Origin of the sequence: Photobacterium carnosum (genome assembly GCF_021236965.1) — a bacterium.
In the GTDB taxonomy this organism is placed as follows: domain Bacteria; phylum Pseudomonadota; class Gammaproteobacteria; order Enterobacterales; family Vibrionaceae; genus Photobacterium; species Photobacterium carnosum.
In genome coordinates this window covers 96,869-112,544 of record NZ_WMDN01000007.1, presented here as the reverse complement: position 1 = coordinate 112,544, position 15,676 = coordinate 96,869, and the positions used below count along the sequence as shown (strand labels likewise).

The window sequence follows — 15,676 nt, the reverse complement described above, 5'->3', positions numbered from 1 at the left end:
TTTTGATTACGCTTCGTCGCTGAACCAGCAAATATTACGCGCAGCCATAATTAGCTCACCCGCTTTTGCATCGTCTACGCCTTCAATGTCGGTCAAGTCATCAGTTCCTTGATCAGCAAGATCTTCAAGCGTACAAATACCTTTAGCTGCAAACTTAAACGCTAACTCGCGCTCAAGACCTTCCAGACTTAATAAATCTTCTGCAGGTTCTACACCATCAAGCGTTTCTTCTTTAGCAAGCGCTAATGTCGTCAATGCAGCTTTTGCACGACCACGTAATTGCTCGATAGTCTCTTCATCAAGACCGTCAACATTCATTAATTCACTTAATGGAACGTAAGCAATTTCTTCTAGTGTAGTAAAGCCTTCTTCTACCAATACAGTTGCAAAGTCTTCATCAATGTCAAGGTGCTTAGTAAACACTTCAATTGATGCTTGTGCTTCTGCTTGGTGTTTTTTCTGTAAGTCTTCAACTGTCATTACGTTTAGTTCCCAGCCAGTAAGCTGTGATGCTAGACGTACGTTTTGACCGTTACGACCAATTGCTTGTGCCAGATTATCTTTCTGTACAGCAATATCCATTGTGTGGTTGTCTTCATCAACGATGATTGAATCAACTTCCGCAGGTGCCATTGCATTAATAACATATTGTGCGGCATTTTCATCCCACAATACGATATCGATACGTTCGCCACCAAGCTCACTAGAAACAGCTTGAACACGTGCGCCACGCATACCAACACACGCACCCACTGGGTCGATACGCTTATCGTTAGTTTTTACTGCGATTTTTGCACGAGAACCAGGATCGCGTGCTGCGCCCATTAGTTCAATAAGTTCTTCGCCCATTTCTGGCACTTCAATACGGAATAGCTCAGATAGCATCTCTGGCTTAGAACGCGTCATGAATAACTGGAAACCACGAGCTTCAGGTGCAACTTTGTACAGTAGACCACGAACGCGATCGCCTGGACGGAAGTTTTCACGAGGAAGTTGATCATCACGTTGGATAACCGCTTCTGCGTTACTACCTAAATCAATGATTACTGCGTCACGATTTACTTTTTTAACAATACCAGTGATTAACTCACCTTCATTGTTAATAAATTGTGCAACAATTTGCTCACGCTCAGCTTCACGTACTTTTTGTACGATAACTTGCTTCGCAGTTTGCGTTGTAATACGGTCGAATGTAACAGATTGAATATCGTCTTCAACATAATCGCCAAGGACGACAGTTGGATCTTCATATTGTGCTGCTTCTAACGTAATTTCAAGTGTTGGTTGAGTTACCTCATCGACAGCTTTCCAACGACGGAAAGTTTCGAATTGACCTGTTTTACGATCGATAACAACACGAACTTCAATTTCTGCTTCGTGTTTCTTTTTAGTAGCTGTTGCTAATGCAATTTCAAGCGCTTCAAAAATACGCTCGCGAGGAACAGCTTTTTCGTTGGATACCGCTTCTACGACAGCCAAGATTTCTTTGTTCATTTCTAATGCCCCAATTTAGCGGTTAGAATTTTGGAACTAGGTTGGCCTTGGAGATATTGCTCAGTGCAAAGGACTCGTCATTGCCATCTACGTTAAGTGTGATCAGTTCGCCTTCAACAGCGACAATGTCACCTTTCCACTTACGATGGTTTCCCATCGCCATTTTCAATACTAAGCTAACTTCATGACCAATAAATTGTTGGTAATGTGCAGCTTTGAATAGTGGTCTTTCCAATCCAGGGGAAGACACTTCTAAGTGGTAAGCAACAGTAATTGGATCTTCAACATCCATTACAGCACTGATTTGGCGGCTAACCTCTGCACAACCGTCTACATTAATACCATTTTCATGGTCAATAAATACGCGAAGTGTGGAGTGCTCACCAGCACGGATAAACTCTAAACCTACCAGTTCAAAGCCAATAGCTTGAACTGAAGGCTCAAGTAAGTCGGTTAATTGTGTCTCTAAAGCTGTCAAGACAACCCCCCGGAAACAAAAAAAGGGCATAAAGCCCAGTAAATACCTGAATGGTCATGTTTCAGATAATAAAAAACCCCGAATACGGGGTTTTTTATTACTGGACCCTGATTACTAAGAACATGCAAGCAAGTATCTTAGTAAGAAAACAAACACTCAAAATTAAGAATAGTCTATTTTCAGGAAAGTGGTTGCGGGGGCTGGATTTGAACCAACGACCTTCGGGTTATGAGCCCGACGAGCTACCAAACTGCTCCACCCCGCGTCCGATTCTGAACTGAGTATACCGTTCAGATGTTACTATTACAAGTAACCAATATAATGGTGCCGAGAAGGGGACTTGAACCCCTATACCTTGCGGCACTAGCACCTCATGCTAGCGTGTCTACCAATTTCACCATCTCGGCTAAATCTTTACTTACTGAGATTTTTCACTTGTTGCTGGTGTTGTTTCAGCAGTGTTCTCAGTCGTTTTTTCTGCTGCAACTACTTTATCAGTAGAGATCACAGTCTTTGGTTGTTCAACAGTTTGTGTTGTAGCAGGAGCTGAAAGATCATCCCAACCACTTGTCTCTGCTGATTTCTTAGCACTTATGTTGCCAAGAACAAGGCTGATTGCAAAGAAAATAATTGCACAAAGTGTTGTCATTCGAGTTAGAAAATTTCCTGAGCCGCTAGAGCCGAACAAAGTTCCTGATGCACCAGCCCCGAATGAAGCTCCCATATCTGCGCCTTTACCTTGTTGAATCATTACTAGGCCAATAACACCAAGCGCAGCGACAAGATAAATCACAAGTAGAATTTCGTACATGGGTTCCACCTATGGTAAAATAGCTATACCGACTTTGCTTTAGCAGTGCCAGCGCATTCCTCTTATATAGAGAGCGAATGAATACTAGCGAAACCCCGTGACAGTGACAAGTAATATTTACGTAAAAAGTGAATATTCCGAACCACTTGCACAACATTTAGCCAAAAACAAAATTATAAAAATAAAAAGGCTGACTCTATTTTATTAGTCAGCCATCATTTTATTGAATAATACTTAATAAATTAAGTAGTTATCAATAATTGCACTTAGCAGTTTTCTTGTACTGCTTTTGCAATATCTAATGCAAATTGCTTAACATCAGCCGCATTCTGACCTTCAACCATAACACGAATCAATGGTTCAGTGCCTGACTTACGTAATAATACGCGACCATTATCACCTAATTTTTGTTCAACCGCCTGTGTTGCTGCAATAACAGCTTCAGATTGTAGAGGATCATTCTCGCCTTTAAAGCGAATGTTTTCCAATACTTGCGGGAACATAGTCATACCATCGCTAAGCTCTTTCAAACTCATCTTGCTTGCAACAATAGAAGCCATGACCTGCAGACCAGCAACAATACCGTCACCCGTCGTTACTTTATCAAGTAGAATAACGTGGCCTGAGTTTTCAGCACCAATTAACCAATTATTTCTAAGAAGCTCTTCCATTACATAGCGGTCACCCACTTTTGCACGAACAAAAGGAATGCCTAGATTTTTAAGTGCAACTTCCATGCCCATATTGGTCATTAATGTACCAACCACGCCACCTTTTAGTTCACCACAACGTAATGCATCACGAGCAATGATATAAGCAATCTGATCACCATCAACTTTATTGCCTAACTCATCAACCATGATCACACGATCGCCATCACCATCAAGAGCAATACCAAAGTCAGCTTTTTCTTCTAATACTTTAGCTTGTAATGCTGCAACATCTGTCGCGCCCACTTTATCATTAATATTGATACCGTTTGGCTCGCAACCAATAGTAATAATTTCAGCACCTAGTTCTGTAAAAACTTTTGGTGCAATATGGTAAGTTGCACCATGTGCACAATCGACCACAATCTTAAACCCTTCAAGGCTTAAATGATTAGGGAATGTGCCTTTACAGAATTCAATATAACGCCCTGCCGCATCATCAATACGGTAAGCTTTACCTAACAATGCAGACTCAACACATGTTAATGGCTTTTCCATTTCAGCTTCGATAGCTAATTCAACATCATCCGGCAATTTTGTACCTTGAGCCGAAAAGAATTTAATACCATTATCGTGATAAGGGTTGTGTGATGCAGAAATAACAATCCCTGCTTCAGCACGGAATGTACGGGTTAAATAAGCAACAGCTGGCGTTGGCATTGGACCGGTAAATGCGGCTTTTAGACCTGCAGCTGCAAGACCTGCTTCTAATGCAGATTCCAGCATATAACCTGAAATTCGAGTATCTTTACCAATTAAGACTTTTTTAGTCCCTGTTTTCGATAATACTCGACCAGCAGCCCAACCTAATTTCATTACAAACTCAGGCGTAATTGGACCTTCACCAACCAAACCACGAATACCATCAGTACCAAAAAACTTACGTTCAGCCATTTTGCGCTCCTAGCTTTATTTTAATAAGTGTCTCGATTGTAATTAGCTTATTGCTATTATTTACAATCATTCACCGTAATAAGATTATATCTACGTTATTTAGAATACTTTGCGACCATATTACAGACCTGAACAATATCAATTGTCTCTTGTACGTCATGAACGCGAATTATTTGAGCCCCCTTCATCGCAGCAATAGTTGCACAGGCTAAACTTCCGGCAATACACTCAACCGGCGGTTTATTCAATAATTTCGATAGCATTGATTTACGAGACATTCCAACTAACAATGGCAAACCAAACTGATGAAATTGTTCAAGTTGTGCTAATAATTGATAATTATGCGCCATTGTTTTACCAAAGCCAAAACCTGGATCTAACACTAACTGTTGGCGTGCAATACCATGTTGTTCACATGCATGAATACGTTCAAGTAAAAATTGATTCACATCTGTAATCAGATCGACATAATTAGGTTCAGATTGCATTGTACGTGGTTGACCTTGCATATGCATCAAGCAGATTGGCACATTGGCCTTTGCGGCCGCTTCTAATGCACCAATATCTTGTAATGCACGCACATCATTAATTAAATCAGCGCCCGCATTAACGGCCTCCGTCATTACTTGCGCTTTACTAGTATCAATGGAAATCCAGCAATCAAACCGTTGACGAATAGCTTCTATTACAGGAATCACTCGTGCAAGTTCAGTCTCAACATTCACATCAGCGGCACCAGGTCGTGTCGACTCACCACCAATATCAATGATTGCTGTACCCGCTTTAACCATAGATTCCACATGACGTAATGCATTCTCTAATTGATGATATTTACCACCATCAGAAAAAGAGTCAGGCGTAATATTAACAATTCCCATCACTTTGGGCGTCGTAAGATCGAGTGTTTTATTTTTACTGATTAACATCATGCTATGACTCCACAAATTTTAACAAAAAAAAACCCCGACCTAAGTCAGGGTTTTCTATTTACTTAGCAATTATGCTTGAGGCTTACTATCTGTATCATCTTTCTCAGATAGTGCATCAATACCATCACCGATTGGCTCATCAGGAGCAATTTCAGTTTCAGGGGCATTACGCAACGTATCACCATCATCAATCCAACCTTTTGGCGAACGAATTACAGCTTTACGTTCCATTAAGTCATCAATCTGACCCGCGTCAATAGTTTCATATTTCATCAATGCATCTTTCATTGAATGCATGATATCTATATTATCAGCCAAAATTTGACGAGCGCGTTGATAATTACGATCGATTAGAATACGAACTTCAGTATCAATCAGCTTCGCTGTGTCATCAGACATATGCTTACTTTGTGTTACTGAACGACCAAGGAATACTTCACCTTCGTCTTCTGCGTATAATAATGGACCTAATTTGTCAGAGAAGCCCCACTGAGTCACCATCTTACGTGCAATATCAGTTGCACGTTCAATATCGTTCGATGCACCTGTTGATACTTTCTCACGACCATAGATAAGCTCTTCAGCCAGACGACCACCGTAAAGACTTGAAATCATAGATTCTAAGAATTCACGAGAATGACTTACACGATCTTTCTCAGGCAAATACATCGTCACACCCAATGCACGACCACGCGGAATAATTGATACTTTATATACTGGATCGTGATCCGGCACTAAACGACCAATAATCGCGTGACCCGCTTCGTGGTATGCCGTTGAAGCCTTCTGATCTTCAGACATCACCATTGATTTGCGCTCAGCGCCCATCATAATTTTGTCTTTTGCTAGTTCAAATTCAATCATTGCAACAACATTCTTGTCACCACGAGCAGCAAATAATGCAGCTTCGTTAACAAGGTTAGCAAGATCGGCACCAGAGAATCCGGGTGTACCACGAGCGATTAATGATGGATTAACATCACCATCTAACGGTACTTTACGCATGTGAACTTTAAGAATCTGCTCACGACCACGTACATCGGGAAGACCAACAACTACTTGACGGTCAAAACGACCAGGACGAAGTAAGGCTGGGTCTAGTACATCTGGACGGTTAGTTGCAGCAATAACGATAATACCTTCATTACCTTCAAAGCCATCCATTTCAACGAGCATTTGGTTTAGTGTTTGTTCACGTTCATCATTACCACCACCAACACCAGCACCACGTTGACGACCTACAGCATCTATTTCATCAATAAAGATAATACAAGGCGCTGCTTTTTTCGCTTGTTCAAACATGTCACGGACACGAGATGCACCCACACCAACGAACATTTCAACAAAGTCAGAACCAGAAATAGTAAAGAACGGTACTTTAGCTTCACCAGCAATCGCTTTTGCCAATAAAGTTTTACCCGTACCAGGAGGACCAACCATTAATACACCAGTTGGAATTCTACCACCTAGTTTCTGGAAACGGCTCGGATCACGTAAGTAATCAACCAGTTCTTTAACGTCTTCTTTAGCTTCATCACAACCCGCTACATCAGCAAATGTTGTTTTGATTTGATCTTCGCCCATCATTCGAGCTTTCGATTTACCGAACGACATTGCACCTTTGCCACCGCCGCCCTGCATTTGACGCATGAAGAAAATCCAAACACCAATAAGCAATAACATTGGGAACCACGAAATGAAGATTGAAGCTAAAAGGCTTGGCTCTTCCGGTGGTGTACCTTGTACTTGTACGTTTGCGTTAATAAGATCGTCTAACAGCTTAGGATCATTTGCAACAGGTAAGTATGTTACATAGTTCGCATTATCACGTTTGGTTACTGTGATTTTACGATCATTGAATTGTACTTCCTTTATTTGATCCTGACCAATTTGACGGACAAATGTCGTATAATCGACTAGGCCCTTAGTACTATTACTGTTAGTTCCGAAACTCTGAAATACAGACATAAGAACAACTGCAATGACCAGCCATAAAATCAAGTTTTTTGCCATGTCACTCAAGGGGTTAACCTCGCGATAACTAAAAGATGAATGTAGGTTACTACAGTTTGTAACCTGTAGCCACAATATAGACTTCACGCGAACGATCTCGTGAGGAATCTGGTTTACGAATTTTGACCACCTTAAACATACTACGAATATCAGCTAGGTATTGATCAAAGCCTTCACCTTGAAAAACTTTTACCGTAAAACTGCCATTCGGTGCAAGTACTTGTCGACACATATCTAATGCAAGTTCAACAAGGTACATCGCTCGAGGTTGATCGGATGCAAGATTACCACTTATATTAGGTGCCATATCAGACATTACCACATCGACCATTTCTGGTTTAATGCGTGTTAATAAAGCCTCTAATACTGCTTCTTCACGAAAATCACCTTGAAGGAAATTAACCCCTGGCAGTGAATCCATTGGCAAAATATCACAAGCGATGACCTGTCCTTCATCACCTACTATTTCTGCCGCATACTGTGACCAACCGCCTGGTGCAGCACCTAGGTCAACCACTGTCATGCCTGGTTTTAACAATTTATCTTTATTTTGAATTTCTTCAATTTTAAAGAAAGCCCGCGAACGATAACCTCGTTTTTGTGCTTCTAGTACATATTTATCATCAAAATGTTCTTTTAACCACCGGCCTGAGCTAGCGGATCGTTTTTTTTTACTCATGCTAAACCTAGTGTGTTGCCATTCTTAGTAAGTATACGTCGACTAAAGATTTTATCGCATCTAATTCATTAAATATCATCCTAAAAATGTGCAGTAAACCATAATCACTGTAAATTTCAGGCCTTCATTGATTAAACAAATTAGTCTTCTAGTCTAGATGGCGGTAGAATGTCGCGTTTTCAACCCTTGTAACTAAAAAAATAGAGTCATAATGAATCTAAGCACAAAACAAAAGCAATTCCTAAAAGGTCTCGCTCACAATTTAAAACCTGTTGTTCTTATGGGCTCAAACGGTCTTACTGAAGCAGTATTAGCCGAAATCGACCTAGCGTTAAACCACCATGAACTTATTAAAGTGAAAGTGGCTTCTGAAGAACGTGAAACTAAGCTTTTAATCGTTGACGCTATTGTTCGCGAAACTAAAGCTGATAAAGTACAAGTCATCGGTAAAACATTAGTGCTATACCGCCAGACTGAAGCACGTAAAATCGAGCTTCCTCGCAAATAAAAAAGGCCGCCTAGCGGCCTTTTTTATAGCTGTCGTTGGCAAGAATATCTATTTGCTAACGACAAACTTTACCGTTATTAATAAGTTAACGTTTATTTGTCAAACATAGTCTATATCTTTATTTACTACAAATGACAACTAAACATTAAATGTATTGTACATCCATTATTTCAAATTCTTTTAAGCCGCCAGGTGTAGTAATTTGTACTTCATCCCCCGTTAACTTACCAATTAAGCCACGTGCAATCGGAGAGTTAATTGAAATTAAGTTTTGCTTAATATCAGCTTCATCATCACCCACGATACAATATGTCATTTCTTTATCACTATCTAAATCTAACAATTTGATAGTCGTACCAAAAATAATCTTACCTGTATTCGCTAATGTAGTTATATCAATAACCTGTGCCACTGATAACTTATATTCAATATCTCGAATTTGCGCTTCACAAATACCCTGCTCTTCACGTGCAGCATGGTACTCAGCGTTTTCCTTTAAGTCACCAAGTTCACGTGCTTCAGCAATTGCTTGAGAAATCAACGGACGACGCTTCAATAATACCTCAAGTTCTTTAAGCAGCTTTTGTTCGCCACGAACAGTCATTGGTACTTTTTCCATAAATAAATAGCCTCTGTAACCTGATAGCGCTCGCCAATTTCAGGTAAATAGCGTCAATCTAACTTTAATAGCTAGCCTGACAAAATAAAAATGATTTGGGTTATTTTAAACAAAGATGACCAAGAGATCATCATAGATAAATGATAATCCGCATTTAACTGTTATTTATCGACTAATTATTAGTTACAGCAACGATAAAAATAGCCCTAGTGAATATTGAAACCAATAATAACACCCACTATTTTTTGTTAGTACTTACTCACTACTGTATTTTTAATCGATAACAGTATAAAGAAATCCTTTGCGGAATATTTTTTAAAGCGTGTTTAATCACACTTTTACAAATAAAAATAACTATTTCAAAGATAAAAAAAAGATATCTTTCTAAATATAACTAAAATATAAAAAATAATGAGAACTTTTACTTATTTAGCTAACACATTGATTAAATAAATTATAAATATCATTAAAAGACTAAAAACAACCCATTTAAACTATTTTTTAGCTTTTTTTACTAACAAATCATCAGTGACCCAAGTAAAAAGAACACCATAACATTTAATAAAAAAATGTAACTTATAAAAAAACCACATATAAAGGATTCGGTAATGAACAAGAACCTAATTGCTCTAGCAGTAGCAGCAGCGACTTTCTCTGGCGCAGCATCAGCGGCAACAGTTTATTCAGACGACACTTCTAGCCTAGCTATCGGCGGCCGTATAGAAGCTCGCGCTCTAGGTTTAAATGGTAATATTCAAGACATCTCTCGCGCTCGTATTAATATTGATGGTCAAACCAAAATTAATGATGATCTAACTGCCATTGGTTTTTTTGAACATGAGTTCAAAACAGACCAATCAGCAACTGATGGCGAACATAACGACAGTAACTCTGCGGATGGTGAAACTGATTACAACCGTTACCTATATGTAGGCGTTAAGAGCAATACTTACGGTCAATTAGTTTATGGTAAAGCTGACGGCTCTCTAGGTATGATCACTGACTTTACCGATATCATGGAAAATTTCGGGGCTGAAGCAAGTAACAAAATTGCTGCCGCTGACCGTACAACAAACAACCTAGCTTACACCGGTGTATTTGGTGGCTTAACAGTTAAAACAAACTACGTTGCTAATGGTAAAACAGACGACAGTCAAAACAACACAACAGGTTTTTCTGTTGCAACTAAATATGACTTCAATAATGGTCTTGCTGCTGGTATTGGTTACGGCCAACAGAAAAACCAAGATGTAAATAATCTAACTGCAAAACAAGCATTCGCATCTACGTCATACACGCTTGGCAACCTATACGTTGCAGGTCTATACCAATACGCAAAAAATGTAGGCTACCAATACTCACATAACGATGCATCAAACCAAGACAATACTTACCAAGGCTTCTCTCTAGCATCTAGCTACACAATCAATAAAGTTGTTCTACGTTCTACATATAACTTTATGGAAAATACTGATTCAAAAATCAAGATGGCTAATGCGCTAGACTTTGATGCGACATACTTCCTAACATCAAACTTCCGCACTTATGCTGGTTACACTATTAATCTACTAAACAAAACTGACGCAACGAAAATTAGTGCGGTACCAACAGCAATTCAATACGATGATCAATTCATCTTAGGTGCTCGTTACGACTTCTAATTTTAATAATTAAAAGCATACCAAAAAAGCGTTGACCTCGGTCGGCGCTTTTTTATTTAACCGTAACTGAACACTCAGCGGTACATTTTTACTCAGCACACTAAAAAAGCTATCATTACGACTCATTTTATTTATAAAAATATGCCTTGATATGCTTAAACGACTTATTTGTTCCGCCTTGCTACTAACAAGCATGCCTTCATTTGCTGCGTTTGCGCCTCAGCAAGCCCTCAAGCAATTACCAACAGGTAATGACGCCTCACTATTAGTTGTTAACCCTACGACTAACAAGGTTATCTACCAGCACCAAGCAAGTCATCTTCAAGCCCCGGCTAGCACGCAAAAATTATTAACCGCACTTGCGGCTAAATTGTATTTAGGTAATGACTTCCGTTTTAGCACTAACCTTGAAACCCAAGGTAATAATGTTATTTTAGATTTTAATGGTGATCCAACATTAAAAAGTAGTGATATTACCAATCTGTTACGTCAACTCAAACAACAAGGCGTTAACACCATTAAAGGTAATCTTTATCTTAATGGCGGCCACTTTACTGGCTTTGAACATGCCGTTGGTTCACCGTGGGATATGCTGACACAGTGCTATAGTGCGCCATCAAGTAGTATTACTTTAGAACATAACTGTTTTGAAGGTGCTTTATATTCAAATATGGCTTTTGGCGCAAAAACACGACTTCATGTACCTAGCCACCAGCCTATAACCGCTATTAGTGACGCACTTGTAGTTACTAAAGCGCAACAAAAAGAACAATTTTGTGAATTATCATTACAAGCGAATGATAATAATAGCTACCACATAACAGGTTGCACTCAACCAAAGAAAGATCCACTACCACTTCGGTTTGCGGTTCAAAATACCACCCTATATTCTACAGCAATCATCAAACAACAATTGAAACGTGCTGGTATACGTTTAGATGGCAAAATTTTACGTAATGACATCATTACAGGTAAGATTGTTGCCACCCATCAATCAGCACCGTTAACCACCCTGCTGTATATTATGCTGAAACGCTCAGATAATTTATTTGCCGATAACCTTGCGAAAACCATGGGCGCTAAATACTTTAATCAAGCAGGTAGTTATACCAATGGTGTTGCGGCTATTAAGGCAATTCTAAAACAAAAAGCCAATATTGATTTATCTAACACTATCATGGTTGATGGTTCAGGTTTATCACGCAATAACCGTTTAAATACCCATGATTTAATGGAAGTGCTTACTTACATTTATCATCATCCTAAACTAGGATTAATCACTGATTTACCCGTTGCAGGTAAAAGTGGCACCCTTCAATATCGTAAAAGTGTCCGTAATGCACCGTTAAAAGATCATATTATTGCTAAAACAGGATCGTTATTTGGTACTTATAACCTTGCCGGTATTATTAAAACCAAATCAGGCCAATCATTATTGTTTGTACAGCTGGTAACTAACTATTACCCAACAGAGGCTGAATTAAAAGCCAGCCCGTTACCGCCAATCAATCAATTTGAAAAACAATACTATACGTCGCTATATAATAATTACTGATTGAAATTAACGTGGTAGTCGTTTAATACACCAATAAAAAAAGCCGATCATTTTCATGATCGGCTTTTTATTACCATTAACAATCGTATCGCAATACGATTACTTAATCATTGCATGCCACTCTTGAATCGAGGTTACGGTATTACGATCGTCGGCAGTGTGTGCCAGACAAGTCGCAAAACCTGCATTCAACGTCGTGGTGTAATTCACTTTTTCAGCCAATGCACTACGACGAAGAACTTTAGAATCTTCAATTGCTTGGCGACCTTCAGCCGTGTTCACAATATAGGTGTATTCATTATTCTTAATACGGTCAAGAATATGAGGGCGACCTTCTTGAACTTTGTTTACCAAGCGAGGGTTAATTCCTGCCTCACCCAACACAACCGCGGTTCCATGAGTCGCATCGAGTTGATAACCTAGTTTAATTAACTTAGACGCTAAATCAACTACGCGTTTCTTATCCCCATCACGTACAGAAAGCAATGCTCGGCCTGATGATGGATACTCTTTACCACAACCTAACTCAGCTTTAGCAAACGCTTCTGCAAACGTATTACCAATCCCCATGACTTCACCCGTTGAGCGCATTTCAGGGCCTAACAATGGGTCAACACCAGGGAATTTATTAAACGGTAATACCACTTCTTTTACTGAGTAATAAGGTGGAATAACTTCTTTAGTAAAACCTTGTGAATCAAGAGATTGACCCGCCATCACACGAGCCGCTATTTTTGCAACTGGTACGCCTGTCGCTTTTGAAACAAACGGTACGGTACGCGCAGCACGAGGGTTAACTTCAATTAAATAAACTTCGTTATCTTTTACTGCAAACTGGGTATTCATCAAACCGCGAACCCCAAGTTCAAATGCCAAGTTCTTCACTTGCTCACGCATTACGTCTTGAATTTCTTTACTTAGCGTATAAGCAGGTAATGAACATGCAGAGTCACCAGAGTGAACACCCGCTTGCTCAATGTGCTCCATAATGCCACAAATCACCACTTGCTCACCGTCACAAATCGCATCAACGTCAACTTCAATTGCATCATCAAGGAAACGGTCAAGCAATACTGGTGATTCGTTTGAAACACTCACCGCTTCATTAAAGTAACGACGTAAATCTTGCTCATCGTACACAATTTCCATCGCGCGACCGCCAAGTACATATGATGGACGCACAACTAATGGGAAACCGATGATTTTTGACTTCTCAATCGCTTGTTCCATAGCCGTAACAGTTGCGTTTTCTGGTTGTAATAAACCTAAACGGTCAACAGCTTGCTGGAAACGTTCACGATCTTCAGCGCGGTCAATGGCATCAGGGCTAGTACCAATAATCGGTACACCAGCAGCTTCTAGTGCGCGCGCTAATTTAAGGGGTGTTTGACCACCGTATTGAACAATCACACCTTTTGGTTTTTCAACACGTACAATCGCTAATACATCTTCCAGTGTGACGGGTTCAAAATATAAACGGTCAGAGGTATCGTAATCAGTTGATACTGTCTCTGGGTTACAGTTAACCATGATAGTTTCATAACCATCTTCACGTAATGCTAGTGATGCATGTACACAACAGTAGTCAAATTCAATACCTTGACCGATACGGTTAGGACCACCACCGATAATCATGATTTTTTCTTTGGTGGTTAGATTTGCTTCACATTCGTCATCGTATGATGAGTACATGTAAGCGGTATCTGATGAAAATTCAGCAGCACAAGTATCAACACGCTTGTACACGGGATGAATATTGAATTGGTCACGCAACTTACGAATTTCAGCTTCAGCGACACCTAATATTTTCGCTAAACGCGCATCTGCAAAACCTTTACGTTTTAGACTGCGCAATGCTTGTTCATTTAAACCGGCAAAACCCGCCGCTTTAACACGCGCTTCATCTTTTACGATATCTTCAATTTGAACCAAGAACCAACGGTCAATATTGGTTAGATTAAAAATACCATCGACTGACATACCTGCACGGAAAGCATCTGCGATATACCAAATACGCTCAGCACCCGCGGCTTTTAATTCATAACGAATTTTACTCATTGCATTCGGTTCATCAAGATCAACCATCTCGTCAAAACCTGTCGCACCAACTTCTAGACCGCGTAATGCTTTATGCAATGACTCTTGTTGATTTCGACCAATCGCCATTACTTCACCGACAGACTTCATCTGGGTGGTAAGACGGTCATTAGCACCAACAAACTTTTCAAAGTTAAAGCGCGGGATCTTAGTTACAACATAATCAATGGTTGGTTCAAATGACGCTGGCGTTGCGCCACCTGTAATATCATTCATCAATTCATCAAGGGTAAAACCAATCGCCAGTTTTGCCGCAATTTTAGCAATCGGGAAGCCTGTCGCTTTAGAGGCTAATGCTGATGAACGTGATACACGAGGATTCATCTCGATAATAACCATACGGCCATCTTGAGGATTAATACCAAACTGAACGTTTGAACCGCCCGTTTCAACACCAATTTCACGTAACACCGCTAGCGATGCATTACGCATTAATTGATATTCTTTATCCGTTAGTGTTTGAGCCGGAGCAACGGTGATTGAGTCACCAGTATGAATACCCATTGGGTCAAAGTTTTCAATCGCACACACGATGATGCAGTTATCGTTTTTATCACGAACCACTTCCATCTCGTATTCTTTCCAGCCAATCAGTGATTCATCAATCAACAATTCACTTGTTGGTGATAAATCTAAGCCGCGTGAACAGATGTCTTCAAATTCTTCTTTATTGTATGCAATGCCACCACCGGTACCGCCCATCGTAAATGACGGACGAATAATACAAGGAAAGCCCACCATATCGAGCACTTTATAGGCTTCTTCCATGGTAGTTGCAGTATCCGCACGAGGACACTCAAGACCGATAGACTTCATTGCTTTATCAAAACGTGAACGATTTTCAGCTTTATCAATTGCGTCAGCTGTCGCACCAATCATTTCGACATTAAATTCTTTTAATACGCCATATTTTTCAAGATCTAAGGCACAGTTAAGCGCAGTTTGACCACCCATCGTTGGCAACACTGCATCTGGACGTTCTTTTTCGATGATCTTGCGTACTACTTCCCAGTGAATAGGCTCTATGTATGTAGCATCCGCCATATCAGGGTCGGTCATGATCGTTGCAGGGTTTGAGTTAACAAGAATAACGCGGTAACCCTCTTCACGCAGCGCTTTACATGCTTGTGCACCAGAGTAGTCGAATTCACACGCTTGACCGATAACAATCGGACCAGCACCTAAGATTAATACACTTTTAATGTCAGTACGTTTTGGCATTTTTTAC

General features: G+C 40.0%; 12 protein-coding genes and 2 tRNA genes. 3 read left to right on the top strand and 11 right to left on the bottom strand.

The window, feature by feature from the left end; genetic code table 11:
• Positions 1-6: 6 nt before the first annotated feature.
• The 9 genes from nusA to rlmE form a co-directional block, all read right to left on the bottom strand.
• Positions 7-1,494, bottom strand: coding sequence for a transcription termination factor NusA (gene nusA / locus GLP24_RS09025; protein ID WP_101768246.1), 1,488 nt, complete (start codon positions 1,492-1,494; stop codon positions 7-9).
• 22 nt (positions 1,495-1,516) lie between these two features.
• Positions 1,517-1,972, bottom strand: a complete 456-nt coding sequence (gene rimP / locus GLP24_RS09020; RefSeq protein ID WP_101768247.1) for a ribosome maturation factor RimP — start codon at positions 1,970-1,972, stop codon at positions 1,517-1,519.
• A 188-nt stretch (positions 1,973-2,160) separates the two neighbouring features.
• A tRNA-Met gene (locus GLP24_RS09015) sits at positions 2,161-2,237 on the bottom strand.
• Between the two features lie 57 nt (positions 2,238-2,294).
• Positions 2,295-2,379: transfer RNA gene (locus GLP24_RS09010), tRNA-Leu, on the bottom strand.
• 11 nt (positions 2,380-2,390) lie between these two features.
• Entirely contained in the window at positions 2,391-2,783 is a 393-nt protein-coding gene (gene secG / locus GLP24_RS09005) for a preprotein translocase subunit SecG (protein WP_101768248.1), read from the bottom strand.
• A gap of 266 nt (positions 2,784-3,049) precedes the next feature.
• The gene (glmM, locus tag GLP24_RS09000; RefSeq protein ID WP_101768249.1) at positions 3,050-4,387 is read right to left on the bottom strand and encodes a phosphoglucosamine mutase; all 1,338 of its coding nucleotides are present in this window, start codon (positions 4,385-4,387) and stop codon (positions 3,050-3,052) included.
• Between the two features lie 95 nt (positions 4,388-4,482).
• The gene (folP, locus tag GLP24_RS08995) at positions 4,483-5,316 is read right to left on the bottom strand and encodes a dihydropteroate synthase (RefSeq protein WP_232615891.1); all 834 of its coding nucleotides are present in this window, start codon (positions 5,314-5,316) and stop codon (positions 4,483-4,485) included.
• A 69-nt stretch (positions 5,317-5,385) separates the two neighbouring features.
• Positions 5,386-7,329 carry an ATP-dependent zinc metalloprotease FtsH gene (ftsH, locus tag GLP24_RS08990; protein ID WP_101768251.1) on the bottom strand — a complete coding sequence of 648 codons (1,944 nt, stop codon included), beginning with the start codon at positions 7,327-7,329 and terminating at the stop codon, positions 5,386-5,388.
• A gap of 49 nt (positions 7,330-7,378) precedes the next feature.
• The gene (rlmE, locus tag GLP24_RS08985) at positions 7,379-8,008 is read right to left on the bottom strand and encodes a 23S rRNA (uridine(2552)-2'-O)-methyltransferase RlmE (protein WP_101768252.1); all 630 of its coding nucleotides are present in this window, start codon (positions 8,006-8,008) and stop codon (positions 7,379-7,381) included.
• A 211-nt stretch (positions 8,009-8,219) separates the two neighbouring features.
• Between rlmE and yhbY the strand changes: the two genes are divergently transcribed.
• On the top strand, positions 8,220-8,516 hold the full coding sequence (yhbY, locus tag GLP24_RS08980) for a ribosome assembly RNA-binding protein YhbY (protein ID WP_101768253.1): 297 nt from the start codon (positions 8,220-8,222) through the stop codon (positions 8,514-8,516).
• A 145-nt stretch (positions 8,517-8,661) separates the two neighbouring features.
• Here yhbY and greA read toward each other — a convergent pair whose 3' ends face one another.
• The gene (gene greA, locus GLP24_RS08975) at positions 8,662-9,135 is read right to left on the bottom strand and encodes a transcription elongation factor GreA (RefSeq protein ID WP_101768254.1); all 474 of its coding nucleotides are present in this window, start codon (positions 9,133-9,135) and stop codon (positions 8,662-8,664) included.
• A 608-nt stretch (positions 9,136-9,743) separates the two neighbouring features.
• Here greA and GLP24_RS08970 point away from each other — a divergent pair.
• Positions 9,744-10,796 (top strand): porin, encoded by a 1,053-nt coding sequence (locus GLP24_RS08970; protein ID WP_232577308.1) that lies wholly within the window; start codon positions 9,744-9,746, stop codon positions 10,794-10,796.
• Between the two features lie 151 nt (positions 10,797-10,947).
• Positions 10,948-12,351 carry a serine-type D-Ala-D-Ala carboxypeptidase gene (dacB, locus tag GLP24_RS08965; protein ID WP_232615890.1) on the top strand — a complete coding sequence of 468 codons (1,404 nt, stop codon included), beginning with the start codon at positions 10,948-10,950 and terminating at the stop codon, positions 12,349-12,351.
• Positions 12,352-12,450: 99 nt separating this feature from the next.
• Here the strand turns inward: dacB and carB are convergent, their stop codons facing one another.
• Positions 12,451-15,669, bottom strand: coding sequence for a carbamoyl-phosphate synthase large subunit (gene carB, locus GLP24_RS08960; RefSeq protein ID WP_232615889.1), 3,219 nt, complete (start codon positions 15,667-15,669; stop codon positions 12,451-12,453).
• Positions 15,670-15,676 lie beyond the last annotated feature (7 nt).

Excerpts from the sequence above, each read along its gene's own strand:
- nusA (WP_101768246.1), bottom strand. The coding sequence starts at position 1,494 with ATGAACAAAGAAATCTTGGCTGTCGTAGAAGCGGTATCCAACGAAAAA.
- secG (WP_101768248.1), bottom strand. The coding sequence starts at position 2,783 with ATGTACGAAATTCTACTTGTGATTTATCTTGTCGCTGCGCTTGGTGTT.
- glmM (WP_101768249.1), bottom strand. The coding sequence starts at position 4,387 with ATGGCTGAACGTAAGTTTTTTGGTACTGATGGTATTCGTGGTTTGGTT.
- folP (WP_232615891.1), bottom strand. The coding sequence starts at position 5,316 with ATGATGTTAATCAGTAAAAATAAAACACTCGATCTTACGACGCCCAAA.
- ftsH (WP_101768251.1), bottom strand. The coding sequence starts at position 7,329 with ATGGCAAAAAACTTGATTTTATGGCTGGTCATTGCAGTTGTTCTTATG.
- rlmE (WP_101768252.1), bottom strand. The coding sequence starts at position 8,008 with ATGAGTAAAAAAAAACGATCCGCTAGCTCAGGCCGGTGGTTAAAAGAA.
- yhbY (WP_101768253.1), top strand. The coding sequence starts at position 8,220 with ATGAATCTAAGCACAAAACAAAAGCAATTCCTAAAAGGTCTCGCTCAC.
- greA (WP_101768254.1), bottom strand. The coding sequence starts at position 9,135 with ATGGAAAAAGTACCAATGACTGTTCGTGGCGAACAAAAGCTGCTTAAA.
- GLP24_RS08970 (WP_232577308.1), top strand. The coding sequence starts at position 9,744 with ATGAACAAGAACCTAATTGCTCTAGCAGTAGCAGCAGCGACTTTCTCT.
- dacB (WP_232615890.1), top strand. The coding sequence starts at position 10,948 with ATGCTTAAACGACTTATTTGTTCCGCCTTGCTACTAACAAGCATGCCT.
- carB (WP_232615889.1), bottom strand. The coding sequence starts at position 15,669 with ATGCCAAAACGTACTGACATTAAAAGTGTATTAATCTTAGGTGCTGGT.